This is a genomic window from Streptomyces sp. NBC_00285, assembly GCF_036174265.1.
Lineage (GTDB): Bacteria > Actinomycetota > Actinomycetes > Streptomycetales > Streptomycetaceae > Streptomyces.
Genome location: NZ_CP108055.1, coordinates 8,772,814 through 8,791,044 on the forward strand (window position 1 = coordinate 8,772,814; position 18,231 = coordinate 8,791,044).

Below are 18,231 nucleotides of genomic sequence, written 5' to 3' on the forward strand. Positions count from 1 at the left end.
GCGTCCGTCGAGGTGCGGACGGGTACACCCGGCCCGGACCACCTCGGACATCATCGTCGCTCAGGAAACCGCAACGCTCCGCGGGGCGGCCGAAATCGGCCGTCGATTTCACGGCCGGGGGCCACGGGGAGGGTGCGAGAGGTGCCGTCGGCGAACCCCGTCACCCGGCGCGACGACAGTCGACGTGCGGCCCGCGCACCCCGGCCGTCCCTGAAACCGGCCGGAGTGCGCGGTGGTCTGCGGGTGGGTCGGCGCAGTGCTGTGCCGTTCTGCTCGCTTCGGCCGATGCTGTTGCCGACGACGTCATCTGTCAACGGGGCGTGGCACCGGGAGAGGGTCCTACGTCCCGGGAAGCAGGTCGGACGGCCGATGCGCCGAGGATCACCGGCTCTCTACGCTGATCGGACCGGTCGCACCCCGAGGGAAGAGGTCACCATGCCCGTCGACGGCCACAGCCACCTCCGTGTCGCCCGCCCTTCCCGGGACCTGGCAGCCGCCGAGCGGTTCTGGGCCGAGGGGCTCGGGCTGGCTGTCGTATGGCGTGCCGAGGGCGGTGCCGAACCCGGCGAGCACGACCTGCTGATGCTCGGCTGGCCCGACGCCGGCTGGCATCTGGAACTCGTCCACGAGCGGGGCCGCCCCGTCGAACCCCGCCCCACCGAGGAGGACCTCCTGGTGATCTACGTCGACGGCCCGGTGTCGGAGGACCTGGTCGCCCGTCTGGAGGCCCACGGAGGCAAGCGGGTGCTGTCACCGAATCCGTACTGGAACGAGTGGGGCGTCACGGTGGAGGACCCGGACGGATACCGGCTCGTGCTGTGCCGGCGGGGCTGGTCCAATGCGTGACGACAGATGGCCGGGTACCGCCCTTGCGGGCCTCACCGGTCGGTGACGTTCCTGACCCCGGCACGTCGATGGCGCCGTTGCCGTCCTGCGGGAAGCAGGGATCTCGCAGTCGCGGCACCGCTGGGGGTTCCACGCGGGCCGGCCCTTAATTCGGTTGCCGTTCTCCGTGTCCGCCCCTCACCATGGGCGGACACCGGGAGCTGCCCGGTGCTCCACGAGAGGAGGCACGACCGTGAACACGACTGTCCTCGGCCTGCCCGCAGACCAGCCCCCTCTCATCCCATGGAGCACCTCCAGCGATGTCTCACGACCATCTCTCGCAGTACCCCCAGCACCCGGCATTTCCTGACGACGTCACCACCGACCCTCACCGCCACGTCCCGTCGGAGGATCTGAGCGACGTCGACGACCGGTTCGTCTTCGACTTCCGTCCCTACGACGACCTCGGGGACGGCCAACGCTGGTCGACCTGGCTCAGCGTCGAACCCCTCAGCCGAGGCCCCGAGCCGCTCCCCGACTGGGTGGTGACCTCGCAGGGCGCGATCGACACCGAACTCGGCGTCCTCAAGACCGGCAAAGAGGCCGACGTCCACCTCGTCGAGCGCGCCGACCCGCTCGCCCCCGACGCCGGCGTGGTCATGGCGGCCAAGCGGTACCGCTCTCCCGAGCACCGGTCCTTCCACCGTGCCGCGTCCTACACCGAGGGCCGCTCGATGAAGCGCTCCCGTGACGAACGGGCCGTCAAGCGGAAGAGCACCTTCGGCAGGCAGGTCGCGGCCGGAGAGTGGGCCGTGTCCGAGTGGGGTGCGCTCGTGCGTCTGTGGAACCTCGGGCTGCCGGTTCCCTACCCGGTCCAGATCGACGGCACCGAGATCCTGATGGAGTGGATCACCGTCGTCGGCGAGGACGGCACCGTCGAGACGGCGCCCCGGCTCGCCCAGGTACGACCCTCGCCCGAACTGCTGGCGGCCTACTTCCAGCAGCTCACCGACGCGCTCGCGACCATGGTGCAGAGCGGCCTCGTGCACGGCGACCTCTCGGCATACAACATTCTGGCGGCGGGCGACCGGCTGGTCATCATCGACCTGCCACAGATCGTCGACCTGGTCGGCAACCTGAACGGGATGACCTTTCTCCAGCGCGACTGCGCCAACATCTGCGGCTGGTTCCGCTCGCGGGGACTCGACGTCGACGAACACGCGCTGTTCGCGGAGCTGATGGCACACGCCTTCTGAACGGGGCGGCCACAGGGCGTTCAGGACCTGGCGGAGCTTCAGGCCGGCCGGCGATCGTACGTCGAGCGGCGATCCGGCGGCGCACCGGCATCCGGTCGCAGGCCGACCGGGTCACGTACCGCTACAGGTCCTGCTCGTCGCCGTCCGGCAGCCGGGTCCTCAACACCCGGGTCGACCTGCGCCGCCCGTCCGGCATCACCTCGCGTGGACGGCGGTCGCTGCCGGCCGCCGCGACGAACTCCGTCATGTCGCCTTGCGGATCCGCAAACCGCCACCGCGGCCGCCCTCCACCATCGCCGGAACCCCCGGCGCCGACATGGCATCCGGGGGCTCGCAGCGGGGACGTCGAAACCCCGGATCAGGCCGACACCGTCTCCCGCCGGGACGCCTCCCGGGCGGCGCGGGTGCCGAGGTCCTCCGTGGCGACCTTGTGGGTCTCGCGGGCCGTCAGGGCGGCGATCACCGGAGGGACGCACAGGGCGGAGGTGAACAGGGCCACCGAGGACCAGTCGGTGCCGTCGGGCCCGGCGATCCGGGCCGCGAACGTGACCGCGAAACCGGCCACGGCGAAGCCGATCTGCGTGCCGATCGCCATACCGGACAGCCGGACGCGGGTGGAGAACATCTCGCCGTAGAAGGAGGGCCACACCCCGTTGGCGGCGCTGTACACGATGCCGAAGGTGACGATGCCGAGCAGCAGGATCAGCGGGTAGTTGCCCGTGGAGACCGCCCAGAGGTACAGGAACATCGTGATCGCACTGCCCACCGCGCCGACCAGGAAGACCGGCCGCCGGCCGATGCGGTCCGACAGGGTGGCCCACAGCGGGATCGCGGCGAGCGCCACGAGGTTGGCCAGCGCGCTCACCCACAGCATCGAGGACCGGCTCATCCCGACCGTGTCGCTCGTCGCGTACGCCAGCGCCCACACCGTGAAGATCGTGGAGACCGAGGCGATGACCGCGCCCCCGACGACCCGCAGCACGTCCGCCCAGTGCTCCCGCAGCAGCACCAGGAGCGGCAGCTTCACGACCCCCTCGGATGCGGTCTGCTGCTCGAACGCCGGTGTCTCGTCCAGCTTGCGGCGGATCACGAAGCCGACCGCGGCGACCGCGACACTGAGCCAGAACGGCACCCGCCAGCCCCACGACAGCAGTTGGTCCTCGGGCAGTGCGGCGACCGGGAGGAAGACCAGCGTGGCGAGCAACTGCCCGCCCTGGGTGCCGCTGAGCGTGAAACTCGTGAAGAAGCCGCGTCGGTGCGACGGCGCGTGCTCCAGACTCATCGAGTTGGCGCTGGCCTGCTCGCCGGCCGCCGAGATGCCCTGGAGCACCCGGCACAGCACCAGCAGGACCGGGGCCAGGGAGCCGACCTGACCGCGGGTCGGCAGACATCCGATGAGGAACGTCGACACACCCATCAGGATCAGCGTGAAGACCATGATCTTCTTACGGCCGACCCGGTCGCCGAAGTGCCCCATGAAGAGCGCGCCGACCGGCCGTGCCGCGTAGGCGACACCGAAGGTGGCCAGCGACAGCAGGGTCGCGTTCGCCGGGTCGGACTCGTCGAAGAAGACCTTCGGGAAGATCAGGGCTGCGGCGCTGCCGTAGATGAAGAAGTCGTAGTACTCCAGGGCGCTGCCGATCCAGGCGGCGGTGGCCGCCTTTTTCGGTTGCCCGACGGCTTCGGCGGGGACGGACACGGCGGTGCTCCATTCGGGGGGACTCCGGGGAGCTACCCAGTTAATTAACCCACTGGGTAGTTAGTAGCGGTTGTCCAGGGATGCTGCGCCCGCGTCTCCCGGGTGTCAAGGGGTCCGGCCGTACGTCCTCAGTCGCCGGACCGTTCCGCCGTCAGGTAGGCGATCACCATGTCGCCGAGCATGGTCCGGTAGTGCTCCCGCTGCCCGGCGGCGACCAGATCACGCCCGAACAGCACGCCGAAGGTGTGCCGGTTGGCCACCCGGAAGAAGCAGAACGAGCTGATCATCGCGTGCAGGTCCACCGCGTCCACGTCGGCCGTGAACAGACCGGACTCCTGCCCCGAGGCCAGGATGCGGCGGATCACGTCGAGCGCCGGGGAGCCGATCCTGCCGAGCTTCGCGGAGCCGGCGATGTGCACGGCCTCGTGGATGTTCTCGATGCTGACCAGACGGATGAAGTCCGGGTGCCGCTCGTGGTGGTCGAAGGTCAGCTCCGCGAGGCGCCGGATCGCCGCGACCGGGTCGAGGTGCTCGACGTCCAGCTCCTGCTCGGCCTCGCGGATCACGGTGTACGCCCGCTCCAGAACGGCCGTGAAGAGCTGCTCCTTGCCGCCGAAGTAGTAGTAGATCATCCGCTTGGTGGTGCGGGTGCGGGCGGCGATCTCGTCGACGCGGGCACCGTCGTAGCCGGACCGCGCGAACTCCTGTGTCGCCACGTCGAGGATCTCGGCCTGGGTGCGGGCGGCGTCGCGGATCCGCCCGCCTTGTCGTGCCGGTTCGTCGACGCTGGTCATCGGGTTCCCTCGGGTCCTTCGGAGTGCGGCCGGTGCCGCAGATTCTAGAAGGCGGGCGGGGTGCCGTGGTCGGGGCCTTCCCCGGGAGGCGTACGGCTGATATAGCTAACGTACTAGTTCGTACATTAGTTGTCGGCTCAGGAGGTCCGCGTGGCCAAGGACTCGTATCTCGTCGGACTGATCGGCGCCGGCATCGGGCCCTCGCTGAGCCCGGCGCTGCACGAGCGGGAGGCCGACCGGCAGGGCCTGCGCTATGTGTACCGGCTCATCGACATCGACGCGCTCGGTGTCCGCCCCGAGGCGGTCGGAGAGCTGGTGCGGGCCGCCCGGGACCTGGGCTTCGACGGGCTGAACATCACCCACCCGTGCAAGCAGCTGGTCATCGGGCACCTGGACGCGCTCGCCCCGCAGGCCGAGGCGCTCGGCGCGGTCAACACCGTCGTCTTCGAGGACGGCCGAGCGACCGGCCACAACACCGACGTCACCGGCTTCGCCGCGTCCTTCGCGCGCGGGCTGCCCGACGTGCCCCTGGAGCGGGTCGTGCAGCTGGGCGCGGGCGGCGCGGGCGCGGCCGTCGCGCACGCCACGCTCACCCTGGGCGCCGGACGGGTCACCGTCGTCGACGCGCTCGCCGACCGTGCCGCGGATCTCGCCGCCGCGCTGAACCGCGCCTTCGGCGAGGGACGCGCGACCGCGGCCACCCCCGACCGGCTGTCCCGACTGCTCGCCGACGCCGACGGCATCGTGCACGCCACCCCCACCGGCATGGCCGCCCACCCCGGCCTGCCCTTCCCGGCCGACCTGCTCCGCCCCGCACTGTGGGTCGCCGAGGTCGTCTACCGTCCGCTGGAGACCGAACTGCTGCGCACGGCCCGCGCGTTGGGGTGCGCCACTCTGGACGGCGGCGGCATGGCCGTCTTCCAGGCCGCGGACGCGTTCCGGCTGTTCACGGGGCGCGAGCCGGACGCCGCCCGGATGCTGGCGGACATCACGGAGCTGGCGGGCGCCGTCGGGGCACCCAAGTAGCCCCGTTTCACTGTCGGTTGACGGTCCTGGTGACACCGGCGAAAACGGTCGTCGCGAGGATCCAGCCCGCGATGATCAGGGTGTACGACAGCGACTGGTACCACCCTTGCGGGGCGAAGGCGTCTTCCTGGCCGAAGGAGATCACCGGCAGCAGCAGGTCGAGGGTGTAGAACAGCGCGTTGAAGTGCGGAGCCTCGTCCGCCTTGAGCGGGGGCGGGTGGTGCAGACCGTAGGCGACGGTGCCGACGGCGAGCAGCGAGACCAGCCAGGCGCCGGCACGCAGCGGGTGGAAGCCGTAGCCGACGGTCGCGTCCTGGACGTGACCCCACAGACGGCCGTACCAGGGCAGTGTGGTCCGCTGCCGGCGTTGTCTGGCCAGCTGGACCAGCCGTGCGGCGCGGTCGTCGCCGATCCGGCGGTAGGCGGCGGTCAACTGCTCGTAGGCGTGCGGGACATAGCCCTCGCGGTCCCGTTCCAGCATCGGCAGTCTGCGCTCGGCGGGCTCCTGCGGGGTGAGCGAGGTGTAGACGAGCTTGTTGAACTGCACCTCCTGCGGCACCACTTCGGGTTCCAGGAACAGGTCGTCGATCTGCGCGCGGCGCAGACTGAGGGTGCCCTGCATGGGTGGCCCCTTGCGCAGCCAGAGCTCCCCGATGGTGGAACTGTTCGCCCTGAGCGCCGCGTCGCCCGGATTGGAAAGGTGGGCGTACGAGAAGTCGAGCCGGCCCGCGATCCGGGCGCCCCGCATACCGATCCAGCCGAAGGTGTGCACCCGGCGCAGACGGAAGTCGCCCTCCACGACGAGGGTCTGCGCGTCGAGGACGATGTCGCCCGGGTGGCTGAGCCGGGCGTCGTCGAGGTTGGCGGACCCGGCGATCGTGGCGCCGTTGAGGCGCATCTCCCCGTGCACCCGCAGCCCCGGCGCCCACAGGTCGTCGCCCATGCTCACGTGGTTGAGCTGGAGCGCGGGCTCGTTGGCGCCGACCGCGGTGATCTCGGCGCGGTCCATGAACAGCGCCCCGGCGATCTGCGCCCCGCCGAGCCGCACCGGCCCGAGCACCCGGCAGTCCGTCAGCCGCAGGACGGCCTCCACCCGCATCGTGGCGGCGGTGAGTCCGGGCAGCACGGAGTTGCTGAGGTTCAACTGGCGCAGCCGGCAGCCGTACAGCAGCGGCACGTCGTCGAAGAAGCACCCGCTGAGCCGTACGGCGTGGTCGACCGTCCCGTACTGGAGGCCGAGCACGCCGGTGATCCGGGCTCCCGCCAGCTTGAGGGCGGGTATCTCGCCCTCCTCCTGCGGCCCGTTGAGCATCAGCGCGCGCAACACCCGTGCCCGCACGGTCCGTTCGGGGCCCCAGTCGGCGCCTTCCGCCGCGTCCTCGTCCTCGGCCGCACGGAAGTCCATGGCCTCGCCCCGGGGGAAGGCACGCCACACCCGCAGTTCGGCCGGCGTCATATTGTCGATCTCCATCAGCGGCGACTCTGACGCCACCGTGCGCGACTGTCAACCAGGCACAGCGCGCGGCCCGGGCCACCGCATCGACCGCCTCGTCCCACCGCGGGTGGTGAGCGAGCCGGCGGACACGGCGACCCGGGCCGTCCGTCAGGTCAGGGCCTGGCGTTCCACTCCGCGATCACCGGACGGTCGTGTTCCGTCGACAGCCGGCTCACCGTGCCGGTCGCCAGCTGGAACAGGCGGCCCTCGGCCGGGGAGAGTTCCAGGCGGCGGGCCGTCAGGACACGCAGGAAGTGGGCGTGGGCCACGAGGACCACGTCGCCGTCGGGGAGGGCGGTGTCCACCCGGGCCAGGACCCGGTCGGCGCGCCGCCCCACCTCCTCGGAGGACTCGCCGGGGTGTCCTTCGGGGCCCGGCGGCACACCGTCGGTCCACAGGAACCAGTCGGGCCGGGTGCGGTGGATGTCCACGGTGGTGACGCCCTCGTAGGCGCCGTAGTCCCACTCGTGGAGGTCGGGGTCGATCAAGGCCCCGTTGATGCCCGCCAGTTCGGCCGTCCGTACGGCGCGGCCCAGCGAACTGGTCAGCGCGAGCGAGAAGGTCCGGCCCGAGAGGAGCGGAGCGAGGGACTTGGCCTGTTCCTCACCGCGCTGGGTGAGGGGCAGGTCGGTCCAGCTGGTGTGCTGTCCCGACGCGCTCCACTCCGTCTCACCGTGGCGGACCAGCAGGAGGTCCCCCACGGCGCACTACTCCTTCGACTCGACGGCGTGGCCGCCGAACTGGTTGCGCAGCGCCGCGATCATCTTCATCTGCGGGGAGTCGTCCTGACGGGACGCGAACCGGGCGAACAGCGACGCCGTGATCGTGGGCAGCGGCACCGCGTTGTCGAGGGCGGCCTCCACGGTCCAGCGGCCCTCGCCGGAGTCCTGCGCGAAGCCCTTCAGCTTGTCCAGGTGCTCGTCCTCGTCGAGGGCGTTGACCGCGAGGTCCAGCAGCCAGGAGCGGATGACCGTCCCGTCCTGCCAGGAGCGGAACACCTCCCGGACGCTGTCCACCGACTCGACCTTCTCCAGCAGCTCCCAGCCCTCGGCGTAGGCCTGCATCATGGCGTACTCGATGCCGTTGTGGACCATCTTGGAGAAGTGCCCGGCGCCGACCTTGCCCGCATGGACGTAGCCGTACGGCCCCTCGGGCTTGAGCGCCTCGAAGATCGGCTGGAGCCGCTCGACGTGCTCCGCGTCGCCGCCGACCATGAGGGCGTAGCCGTTCTGGAGGCCCCACACGCCGCCGGAGACACCCGCGTCGACGAAGCCGATGCCCTTGGTGCCGAGCTCCTCGGCGTGCTTCTCGTCGTCGCTCCAGCGGGAGTTGCCGCCGTCGACGACGGTGTCACCGGGGGAGAGGAGCTCGCCCAGCTCGTCCACGACGGACTGGGTCGCGGCCCCGGCCGGGACCATCACCCACACGACACGCGGCGCTTCGAGCTGGTCGACCAGCTCGGACAGGCTCGCCACGTCGGAGACGTCGGGGTTGCGGTCGTAGCCGGTGACGGTGTGGCCGGCGCGGCGGATCCGCTCGCGCATGTTGCCGCCCATCTTGCCCAGGCCGATGAGGCCGAGCTGCATCACTGTCATGTCAGCGCACTTCCTTAAGTTCACGGTAGGCGGCCACCAGGGCGGTGGTGGAGGAGTCGAGGCCGGGGACGTCGGCGCCCTCGGTGAGGGCGGGCTCGACGCGCTTGGCGAGGACCTTGCCGAGCTCGACGCCCCACTGGTCGAAGGAGTCGATGTTCCAGACCGCGCCCTGGACGAACACCTTGTGCTCGTAGAGGGCGATCAGCTGGCCCAGCACCGAGGGGGTCAGTGCGCGGGCCAGGACGGTGGTCGTGGGGTGGTTGCCCTGGAAGGTGCGGTGTGCGACCTGGGCCTCGGCCACGCCCTCCGCGCGCACCTCCTCGGCGGTCTTGCCGAAGGCGAGCGCCTGTCCCTGTGCGAACAGGTTGGCCATCAACAGGTCGTGCTGCGCCTTGAGTTCGTCGCTGAGTTCGTCGACGGGCCGCGCGAAGCCGATCAGGTCGGCCGGGATGAGCTTGGTGCCCTGGTGGATCAACTGGTAGTAGGCGTGCTGCCCGTTGGTGCCGGGCGTCCCCCACACCACCGGACCGGTCTCCCACTCCACCGGGTTGCCGTCACGGTCCACCGACTTGCCGTTGGACTCCATGTCCAGCTGCTGGAGATAGGCGGTGAACTTCGAGAGGTAGTGGGAGTACGGCAGCACCGCGTGCGACTGGGCGCCGTGGAAGTTGCCGTACCAGATGCCCAACAGGCCCATCAGCAAAGGGGCGTTGGCCTCGGCGGGTGCGTTCTGGAAGTGCTCGTCGACGATCCGGAAGCCGTCGAGCATCGCCCGGAAGTGGTCCGGGCCGATGGCGATCATCAGCGAGAGGCCGATCGCCGAGTCGAAGGAGTAGCGGCCGCCGACCCAGTCCCAGAACTCGAACATGTTGTCCGGGTCGATGCCGAAGTCCGTGACCTTCTCGGCGTTCGTCGACAGGGCGACGAAGTGCTTCGCGACGGCCTTGTCGTCGCCCAGTCCGTTCGGGCCCCGAAGCAGCCAGGTGCGGGCCGAGGTGGCGTTGGTGATCGTCTCGATCGTGGTGAAGGTCTTGGACGCGACGATGAACAGGGTCTCCGCCGGGTCCAGGTCGTGGACCGCCTCGTGCAGGTCGGCGCCGTCCACGTTGGACACGAAACGGAAGGTCAACTCCCGTGCCGTGTAGGCCCGCAGGGCGTCGTAGGCCATCGCGGGACCGAGGTCGGAGCCGCCGATGCCGATGTTGACGACGTTCTTGATGCGCCGGCCGGTGTGGCCGGTCCACTCGCCGGAGCGGACCCGGTTCGAGAAGTCGCTCATCCTGTCGAGCACGGCGTGCACGGCCGGCACGACGTTCTCGCCGTCGACCTCGACGACCGCGTTCGCGGGGGCGCGCAGCGCGGTGTGCAGGACCGCCCGGTCCTCGGTGATGTTGATCCGCTCACCGCGGAACATGGCGTCCCGCAGCCCGAACACATCGGTGGCGGCGGCCAGTTCCTGGAGCAGGGCCAGGGTCTCGTCGGTGACGAGGTGCTTGGAGTAGTCGATGCGCAGATCGCCGACGCGCACGACGTACCGTTCCGCGCGCCCCGGGTCCGTCGCGAACAGCTCACGCAGATGCGCGTGCTGCTCGGCGCGGTGGTCCTCCAGCGCGGTCCACTCGGGTCGGCGCGTCACAAGGGGGGAGTCAGACATGAGCAGGGGTCTCCTTGGTGCCCTCGCCCCGCAGGGCCACGGCGTACATCTCGTCGGCGTCGAGGCGGCGAAGCTCCTCGGCGATGAGTTCGGAGGTGGTGCGGACCTTCAGCGCGAGGGTGCGGGAGGGCTGACCCGGCAGGGACAGCGTGGCCAGCGGGCCCTCGGGGCGGTCGATGACGACCTCGCCGTTCGCCGTGGCCAGGCGCACGGCCGTGACGACCGGTCCCGCCGTGACGACCCGGTCGATCTTCACCTTCAGCCGCGCCTCCAGCCAGCGCGCGAGCAGTTCGGCGGCCGGGTTGTCGGCCTCCGCCTCCACGGCTCCGGAGAGGATCTGTGCGCGGGCCTGGTCCAGGGCGGCCGCCAGCATCGAGCGCCACGGGGTCAGCCGGGTCCAGGCGAGGTCCGTGTCGCCCGGGGCGTAGGAGCGCACCCGGGTCGCGAGGACGGCGAGGGGGTTCTCCACGGCGTACAGGTCGGTGATCCGGCGCTGGGACAGTGCGCCCAGCGGGTCCTTCGCGGGGTTCTCCGGCGCGTCCACCGGCCACCACACCACGACGGGCGCGTCCGGCAGCAGCAGCGGCAGCACGACCGAGTCGGCGTGGTCGGACACCTCGCCGTAGGTGCGCAGGATCACCGTCTCGCCGGTGCCGGCGTCGGCGCCCACCCGGACCTCGGCGTCCAGCTTGGACGCCATCCGGTCGCGGGCGGTGCGGGCGTGCCGCTTGATGACGACCAGGGTGCGCGAGGGGTGCTCGTGCGAGGCCTCCTCGGCCGCCTTGATCGCGTCGTAGGCGTTCTCCTCGTCCGTGACGATCACCATCGTCAGGACCATGCCCACGGCGGGGGTTCCGATGGCGCGGCGCCCCTGCACCAGCGCCTTGTTGATCTTGCTTGCCGTGGTGTCGGTCAGGTCGATCTTCATGGCCTGCGCCAGCTCCGTCCGTCTCGTGCGAGCATCTCGTCGGCTTCCTCGGGTCCCCAGGTGCCCGACGCGTACTGCGCCGGCCGGCCGTGGTTCGCCCAGTGCTCCTCGATCGGGTCGAGGATCTTCCAGGACTCTTCCACTTCCTGGTGACGGGGGAACAGGTTGGCGTCCCCGAGGAGGACATCCAGGATGAGGCGCTCGTACGCCTCGGGCGAGGACTCGGTGAAGGACTCGCCGTACGCGAAGTCCATCGTCACGTCCCGGATCTCCATCGAGGTGCCCGGCACCTTCGACCCGAACCGGACCGTCATGCCCTCGTCGGGCTGGACGCGGATGACGATCGCGTTCTTGCCGAGCTCCTCCGTCGCGTTGTGGTCGAAGGGGGAGTGCGGGGCCGTCTGGAAGACGACCGCGATCTCGGTGACCCGGCGCCCAAGACGCTTGCCGGTGCGGAGGTAGAACGGCACGCCCGCCCAGCGGCGGTTGTCGACGTTCAGCCTGACGGCCGCGTACGTGTCCGTCGTGGAGGACGCGTCGATGCCGTCCTCCTCCAGGTAGCCGAGCACCTTCTCGCCACCCTGCCAGGCACCCGCGTACTGCCCGCGCACGGCATGCGCGCCGATGTCCTCCGGCAGCTTCACGGACCTGAGGACCTTCAGCTTCTCGGTGAGCAGCGACTCGGCGTCGAAGGCGGCCGGCTCCTCCATGGCGGTCAGCGCCATCAACTGGAGCAGGTGGTTCTGGATGACATCACGGGCCGCGCCGATGCCGTCGTAGTAGCCGGCCCGGCCGCCGATGCCGATGTCCTCGGCCATCGTGATCTGCACGTGGTCGACGAACGACCGGTTCCAGATCGGCTCGTACATCTGGTTGGCGAAGCGCAGCGCCAGGATGTTCTGGACGGTCTCCTTGCCCAGGTAGTGGTCGATGCGGAACACCTGGTCCGGCTCGAACACGTCGTGCACCAGGGCGTTGAGCTCGCGGGCGCTCTTCAGGTCACGCCCGAACGGCTTCTCGATGACCGCGCGCCGCCAGGAGCCCTCGGGCGCGTCGGCCAGCCCGTGCTTCTTGAGCTGCCGGACGACCTTCGGGAAGAACTTCGGCGGTACGGAGAGATAGAAGGCGTAGTTGCCGCTGGTGCCGCGGGCCTTGTCGAGCTCGTCGACGGTGCCGCGCAGCTGCTTGAACGCCGTGTCGTCGTCGAAGTCGCCCGGGATGAACCGCATGCCCTCGGCGAGCTGCTGCCAGACCTCCTCACGGAACTCGGTCCGCGCGTGCTCGCGCACCGAGTCGTGCACGATCTGCGCGAAGTCCTCGTCCTCCCAGTCCCGGCGGGCGAACCCGACGAGCGAGAAGCCCGGCGGCAGCATGCCGCGGTTGGCGAGGTCGTAGACGGCCGGCATCAGCTTCTTGCGGGACAGGTCGCCCGTGACGCCGAAGATGACCAGCCCGGACGGACCGGCGATACGGGGCAGCCTGCGGTCGCGGGGATCGCGCAGCGGGTTGTCCCAGTCGTCGGCGGACAGTGCGTCAATGGCGGGAAGCTCGGTCATTCCCCGTCGACCCCCTTGCTGTTCAGCGACTTGGTGACGGCGTCCAGCAGGTCCTGCCAGGCCGCCTCGAACTTGGCCACGCCCTCGTCCTCCAGCTGCTGTACGACCTCGTCGTAGGAGATCCCCAGCGCCTCCACGGCACCCAGGTCGGCGCGGGCCTGCGTGTAGCCGCCGGTCACCGTGTCGCCGGTGATGCCGCCGTGGTCGGCGGTGGCGTTCAGGGTGGCCTCCGGCATGGTGTTGACGGTGCCGGGCGCGACCAGGTCGTCGACGTAGAGGGTGTCCTTGTACGCCGGGTCCTTCACGCCGGTCGAGGCCCACAGCGGGCGCTGCTTGTTGGCGCGGGCGCCGCCGAGGGCGGTCCAGCGCGGACCGGTGAAGACCTCCTCGTACGCCTCGTACGCGAGGCGCGCGTTGGCGAGTGCGGCCTTCCCCTTGAGCGCGAGGGCCTCGTCCGTGCCCAGCACCGTCAGCCGCTTGTCGATCTCGGAGTCGACGCGGGAGACGAAGAAGGAGGCCACGGAGTGGATCGTCGCGAGGTCCAGGCCTTTCGCGGCGGCCTGCTCCAGACCGGCGAGGTAGGCGTCCATGACCTCGCGGTAGCGCTCCAGGGAGAAGATCAGCGTGACGTTGACGCTGATCCCGAGGCCGATGACCTCGGTGATCGCCGGGAGACCGGCCCTGGTCGCCGGGATCTTGATCATGACGTTCGGGCGGTCCACCAGCCAGGCCAGCTGCTTGGCCTCGGCGATCGTCGCCGGTGTGTCGTGGGCCAGCCGCGGGTCGACCTCGATGGAGACCCGGCCGTCCCGGCCGCCGGTGGCGTCGTACACGGGCCGCAGGACGTCGGCGGCGGCGCGTACGTCGGCGGTCGTCATCATCCGTACGGCCTCGCCGACCGTGACGCCCCGCACGGCGAGGTCGGCGAGCTGCTCGTCGTAGCCCTCACCGGAGCCGATGGCGGCCTGGAAGATGGACGGGTTGGTGGTCACGCCCACCACGTGCCTGGTGGCGACGAGTTCGGCGAGGTTGCCCGACTCGATCCGCCGGCGCGACAGGTCGTCCAGCCAGATGGAGACGCCCTCGTCGGACAGGCGCTTGAGTGCTCCCGCGGTCGCGGTCGCTTCGGTCACAGTGATCATCTTCTTTCTGGCGGTCGGATCAACCACGCGCTGCGGCCAGCGATTCCCTGGCTGCCGCGGCGACGTTCTCGGCGGTGAAGCCGTATTCGGCGAACAAGACCTTCGCGTCGGCGGAGGCGCCGAAGTGTTCGAGGGAGACGATGCGTCCCGCATCCCCTGTGAACCGGTACCACGTCAGGCCGATACCGGCCTCGATCGCGACCCGGGCCCGCACGGACGGCGGCAGGACGCTCTCCCGGTACTCCCGCGGCTGCTCCTCGAACCACTCCACGGACGGCATCGACACCACCCGGGTGCCGACCCCCTCGGACTCCAGCCGCTCGCGCGCGGCGACGGCCAGCTGGACCTCGGAACCGGTGGCGATCAGGACGACGTCCGGGGTCCCGGTCGAGGCGTCCCGCAGGACGTAACCGCCCTTGACGGCGTCCGGGTTCGGGGCGTAGGTCGGCACGCCCTGGCGGGTGAGCGCGAGGCCGTGCGGGGCCGGGTTCGTGGCGTGCCGCCGGAGGATCTCGGCCCAGGCGAGCGCCGTCTCGTTGGCGTCGGCCGGGCGGACGACGTTCAGGCCCGGGATGGCACGCAGGGACGCGAGGTGCTCGACCGGCTGGTGGGTGGGACCGTCCTCGCCGAGACCGACGGAGTCGTGCGTCCAGACGTAGGTGACGGGCAGCTGCATGAGCGCGGACAGGCGCACGGCGTTGCGCATGTAGTCGGAGAACACCAGGAAGGTGCCGCCGTAGACGCGCGTGTTGCCGTGCAGCGCGATGCCGTTCATCTCCGCGGCCATCGAGTGCTCGCGGATCCCGAAGTGGACGGTTCGGCCGTACGGGTCGGCCTCGGGCAGCGGGTTGCCCTTCGGCAGGAAGGACGACGTCTTGTCGATCGTCGTGTTGTTGGATCCGGCGAGGTCGGCGGAGCCGCCCCACAGCTCGGGGAGTACCGGGCCCAGCGCCTGGAGCACCTTGCCGGACGCCGCCCGGGTGGCCACGGACCCGCCCTCCTCGAACACCGGGATCGAGGACTCCCAGCCCTCGGGCAGCTGACCTGCGACGACCCGGTCGAAGAGCCGCGCGCGCTCGGGCTGCTCGCCGCGCCATCCGGAGATCTGCTTGTCCCAGGCCGCGTGCGCCTCGGCACCGCGGTCCAGGGCCCCGCGGGTGTGGGCCAGCACCTCGTCGGCGACCTCGAAGGTGCGCTCGGGGTCGAAGCCGAGGACCCGCTTGGTCGCGGCCACCTCGTCGGCACCGAGCGCGGAGCCGTGCGCGGCCTCGGTGTTCTGTGCGTTCGGGGCGGGCCAGGCGATGATCGTGCGCATCGCGATGATCGAGGGGCGCCCGGTCTCGGCCCGCGCGGATGTCAGGGCCGCGTGCAGCGCGTGGACGTCGATGTCGCCGTCGGCGCCGGGCTCGATGCGCTGGGTGTGCCAGCCGTAGGCCTCGTAGCGCTTCAGCACGTCCTCGGAGAACGCGGTCGCGGTGTCGCCCTCGATGGAGATGTGGTTGTCGTCGTAGACGAAGACCAGGTTGCCGAGCCGCTGGTGGCCCGCGAGGGAGGAGGCCTCGGCGGAGATGCCCTCCTGCAGGTCGCCGTCGGAGACGATCGCCCAGACGGTGTGGTCGAAGGGCGATTCGCCCTCGGGGGCGTCGGGGTCGAAGAGGCCGCGCTCGTAGCGGGCCGCCATCGCCATGCCGACCGCGTTGGCGACGCCCTGCCCGAGGGGCCCGGTGGTGGTCTCGACACCCGCCGTGTGCCCGTACTCGGGGTGACCGGGCGTCTTGGAACCGTGGGTCCGGAAGGCCTTCAGGTCGTCGAGCTCCAGCTCGTACCCGGAGAGGAAGAGCTGGGTGTAGAGCGTCAGCGAGGTGTGGCCGGGGGAGAGGACGAAGCGGTCACGCCCGGTCCACTCGGGATCCGCCGGGTCATGACGCATCACCTTCTGAAAGATCGTGTACGCCGCAGGGGCCAGGGCCATCGCGGTGCCGGGGTGGCCGTTTCCGACCTGCTGCACGGCATCGGCCGCCAGCAGGCGGGCGGTGTCGACGGCACGCCGGTCGAGTTCGGTCCATTCGAAGCTGTCCGGTGTCTGCGTGCTCATCTTCAAGAAGTCCTCGATCGGAGCGAAGTAGCTGGTCTGACGTGTTCAAACTTAAAAGTCTGACTTTTACGGGGGAAGGTCGCGGTGTGCCAGCCTGTGGTGAAAGTGGGACACGGAACGCTCCAGGCAGGCGGCACGAGAAGGACATGGTGGACAGAACCATCCAAGACTCCGTCCAGGGCGGAGCCGGTGACGGTGGAGTGGACGGGATCAGAACGTTTCCCTTCCCCATCGAGCTGAGTGTGGGCGGAGTCGGCATGCAGGTCGGCCCGATGGGCACCGAGCGCACCTGGCATGCGGATGCCCCGCTGGAGCGCGTGCACCGCATCGACTTCCATGTCGTGATGCTCGTCGAAGGCGGCCCCGTCCGCCACATGATCGACTTCGCCGAGTACGAGGCGACGGCGGGCGACCTGTTGTGGATCCGCCCCGGCCAGGTCCACCGCTTCTCGCCGACGAGCGAGTACCGCGGAACCGCCCTGACCATGCAGCCCGGGTTCCTGCCACGCGCCACGGTCGAGGCGACGGGGCTGTACCGCTACGACCTCCCGCCGCTGCTGCGCCCCTCCGTAGCCCAGCTGGCGGGCCTCACGGCGGCGCTGTCCCAGCTCCAGCGGGAGTACGAGGACACGGCGACCCTTCCGCTGAACCTGCACACCGCGGTACTGCGCCACTGCCTGACGGCGTTCCTGCTCCGACTGGCCCATCTCGCGACGAGCTCGGCGGAGGCCGGGCGCCGGACCGAGTCGACGTTCACCCTGTTCCGGGACGCCGTGGAGAAGGGCTTCGCCACGAACCACAGTGTCAGCGCGTACGCGGACGCGCTCGGCTACTCCCGCCGGACCCTGGTCCGCGCGGTGCGCGCGGCCACGGGGGAGACGCCGAAGGGGTTCATCGACAAGCGGGTCGTCCTGGAGGCGAAACGGCTGCTCGCCCACACCGACATGCCGATCGGGCGGGTGGGGGCGGCGGTCGGCTTCCCCGACGCGGCGAACTTCTCCAAGTTCTTCCAGCAGCACACGGAGTTGACGCCGGCGGCGTTCCGGGCGGAGCTGCTCTGAGGCCGCGGTGATCGCCGAGCTCACCGCCGTCGCGAGGTTTGTCATGTCCATTTGGTGTGCCCTTTGCTGTGCATGACCTGTGTGTGGGGGGATCTTTGCCCGGCGAGACCAATGGTTCGCCCGGCCTTCACCCGGACCCGGCCCGGCATCCCTAGTGTTGCGGCGCCGCTCCCCCCACGCACGTCCGTCACTACTGTCCGGAGGACAGTCATGGCCGCCGTCAAGGCACCTCAGCGCAACCGACGTTCCCTCTCCGCGCTTGCCGGAGCCCTCGCCCTCACCGCCGCCTCGGTCGGAGTGTGGGCCGCGACTGCCTCCACCGCGCAGGCCGCCGCTCTGCCCACCCCGGACCACGTGGTCGTCGTGGTGATGGAGAACCACGCCTACTCGCAGGTGATCGGCAGCTCCAGCGCCCCCTACCTCAACAACACCCTCAAGGCCGGTGGCGCCGACCTCACCCAGTCCTACGGCCTCACCCACCCGAGCGAGCCGAACTACTACATGCTGTTCTCGGGCTCCAACCAGGGCCGCACCGACGACAGTTGCGTCGGCGTCGGTTCCCTCTCCGCCGCCAACCTCGCCTCCGAGCTGATCGCCGCCGGGAAGACCTGGGCGAGCTACAACGAGTCGCTGCCCAGTCAGGGTTCGACGACCTGCAGCAGCGGCACCTACGCGCAGAAGCACAACCCGTGGTTCGGTTTCTCCAACGTGCCCACCAGCACCGCGAAGACCTTCGCGCAGTTCCCGGCCGACTACACGACCCTGCCCAAGGTCTCCTTCGTCGTCCCGAACCTGTGCAGCGACATGCACGACTGCTCGGTCTCCACGGGCGACACCTGGATCAAGAACAACCTGGGCGCCTACGCCACCTGGGCCACGACCCACAACAGCATCCTCGCGGTCACCTTCGACGAGGACAACAAGCTGTCCGGCAACCGCATCCCCACCCTCTTCTACGGGCAGCACGTCGCGGCCGGCAGCACCAGCTCCACCACCTACAACCACTACAACGTGCTGCGCACGGTGGAGGACCTGGCCGGTCTGAGTGCCCACGCGGGCAACGCCGCCTCGGCCTCCGACATCACCGGCATCTGGAACTGACGCC

Annotated in this window: 16 protein-coding genes; 5 read left to right on the forward strand and 11 right to left on the reverse strand. The window is 70.2% G+C overall.

All coding sequences use genetic code 11. The features are described 5' to 3' along the window. Positions 1-435: 435 nt before the first annotated feature. Both OHT57_RS40210 and OHT57_RS40215 read left to right on the forward strand, forming a co-directional pair. Positions 436-846 (forward strand): VOC family protein, encoded by a 411-nt coding sequence (locus OHT57_RS40210; protein WP_328751768.1) that lies wholly within the window; start codon positions 436-438, stop codon positions 844-846. Between the two features lie 299 nt (positions 847-1,145). Beyond that, positions 1,146-2,081, forward strand: a complete 936-nt coding sequence (locus OHT57_RS40215) for a serine protein kinase RIO (RefSeq protein WP_328751769.1) — start codon at positions 1,146-1,148, stop codon at positions 2,079-2,081. 121 nt (positions 2,082-2,202) lie between these two features. Here the strand turns inward: OHT57_RS40215 and OHT57_RS40220 are convergent, their stop codons facing one another. The 3 genes from OHT57_RS40220 to OHT57_RS40230 all read right to left on the reverse strand — a co-directional run bounded on the left by OHT57_RS40220 (position 2,203) and on the right by OHT57_RS40230 (position 4,574). Then, positions 2,203-2,328, reverse strand: coding sequence for a hypothetical protein (locus OHT57_RS40220; protein ID WP_328751770.1), 126 nt, complete (start codon positions 2,326-2,328; stop codon positions 2,203-2,205). A gap of 111 nt (positions 2,329-2,439) precedes the next feature. Continuing rightward, positions 2,440-3,780, reverse strand: a complete 1,341-nt coding sequence (locus OHT57_RS40225) for an MFS transporter (protein WP_328751771.1) — start codon at positions 3,778-3,780, stop codon at positions 2,440-2,442. A gap of 128 nt (positions 3,781-3,908) precedes the next feature. Continuing rightward, positions 3,909-4,574, reverse strand: coding sequence for a TetR/AcrR family transcriptional regulator (locus OHT57_RS40230; protein WP_328751772.1), 666 nt, complete (start codon positions 4,572-4,574; stop codon positions 3,909-3,911). Positions 4,575-4,724: 150 nt separating this feature from the next. Here OHT57_RS40230 and OHT57_RS40235 point away from each other — a divergent pair, with 150 nt between their 5' ends. After that, entirely contained in the window at positions 4,725-5,600 is an 876-nt protein-coding gene (locus tag OHT57_RS40235; RefSeq protein WP_328751773.1) for a shikimate dehydrogenase, read from the forward strand. A 7-nt stretch (positions 5,601-5,607) separates the two neighbouring features. Here the strand turns inward: OHT57_RS40235 and OHT57_RS40240 are convergent, their stop codons facing one another. The 8 genes from OHT57_RS40240 to tkt form a co-directional block, all read right to left on the reverse strand. Next, a complete protein-coding gene (locus OHT57_RS40240; RefSeq protein ID WP_328751774.1) occupies positions 5,608-7,071 on the reverse strand; it encodes a membrane-associated oxidoreductase in 1,464 nt (487 codons plus the stop codon). A 137-nt stretch (positions 7,072-7,208) separates the two neighbouring features. Further along, positions 7,209-7,796, reverse strand: coding sequence for a histidine phosphatase family protein (locus OHT57_RS40245; RefSeq protein WP_328751775.1), 588 nt, complete (start codon positions 7,794-7,796; stop codon positions 7,209-7,211). A gap of 6 nt (positions 7,797-7,802) precedes the next feature. After that, positions 7,803-8,681: a phosphogluconate dehydrogenase (NAD(+)-dependent, decarboxylating) gene (gene gnd, locus OHT57_RS40250; RefSeq protein ID WP_328753462.1), complete on the reverse strand. Its 879-nt coding sequence runs from the start codon at positions 8,679-8,681 to the stop codon at positions 7,803-7,805. A gap of 10 nt (positions 8,682-8,691) precedes the next feature. Then, positions 8,692-10,344, reverse strand: coding sequence for a glucose-6-phosphate isomerase (gene pgi, locus OHT57_RS40255; RefSeq protein ID WP_328751776.1), 1,653 nt, complete (start codon positions 10,342-10,344; stop codon positions 8,692-8,694). Continuing rightward, positions 10,337-11,272 carry a glucose-6-phosphate dehydrogenase assembly protein OpcA gene (gene opcA, locus OHT57_RS40260; protein WP_328751777.1) on the reverse strand — a complete coding sequence of 312 codons (936 nt, stop codon included), beginning with the start codon at positions 11,270-11,272 and terminating at the stop codon, positions 10,337-10,339. The genes pgi and opcA overlap by 8 nt, the downstream gene beginning before the upstream one ends. Then, the gene (gene zwf / locus OHT57_RS40265; RefSeq protein WP_328751778.1) at positions 11,269-12,828 is read right to left on the reverse strand and encodes a glucose-6-phosphate dehydrogenase; all 1,560 of its coding nucleotides are present in this window, start codon (positions 12,826-12,828) and stop codon (positions 11,269-11,271) included. Before zwf ends, opcA begins: the two co-directional genes overlap by 4 nt. Beyond that, complete coding sequence (gene tal / locus OHT57_RS40270) at positions 12,825-13,970, reverse strand: transaldolase (RefSeq protein ID WP_328751780.1); 1,146 nt, start codon at positions 13,968-13,970, stop codon at positions 12,825-12,827. Before tal ends, zwf begins: the two co-directional genes overlap by 4 nt. Positions 13,971-13,989: 19 nt before the next feature. Further along, positions 13,990-16,065 (reverse strand): transketolase, encoded by a 2,076-nt coding sequence (tkt, locus tag OHT57_RS40275; protein ID WP_328751781.1) that lies wholly within the window; start codon positions 16,063-16,065, stop codon positions 13,990-13,992. A 146-nt stretch (positions 16,066-16,211) separates the two neighbouring features. Between tkt and OHT57_RS40280 the strand changes: the two genes are divergently transcribed. Further along, positions 16,212-17,126, forward strand: coding sequence for a helix-turn-helix transcriptional regulator (locus OHT57_RS40280; RefSeq protein ID WP_328751782.1), 915 nt, complete (start codon positions 16,212-16,214; stop codon positions 17,124-17,126). A 210-nt stretch (positions 17,127-17,336) separates the two neighbouring features. Further along, a complete protein-coding gene (locus OHT57_RS40285; protein ID WP_328751784.1) occupies positions 17,337-18,227 on the forward strand; it encodes an alkaline phosphatase family protein in 891 nt (296 codons plus the stop codon). Positions 18,228-18,231: the final 4 nt, after the last annotated feature.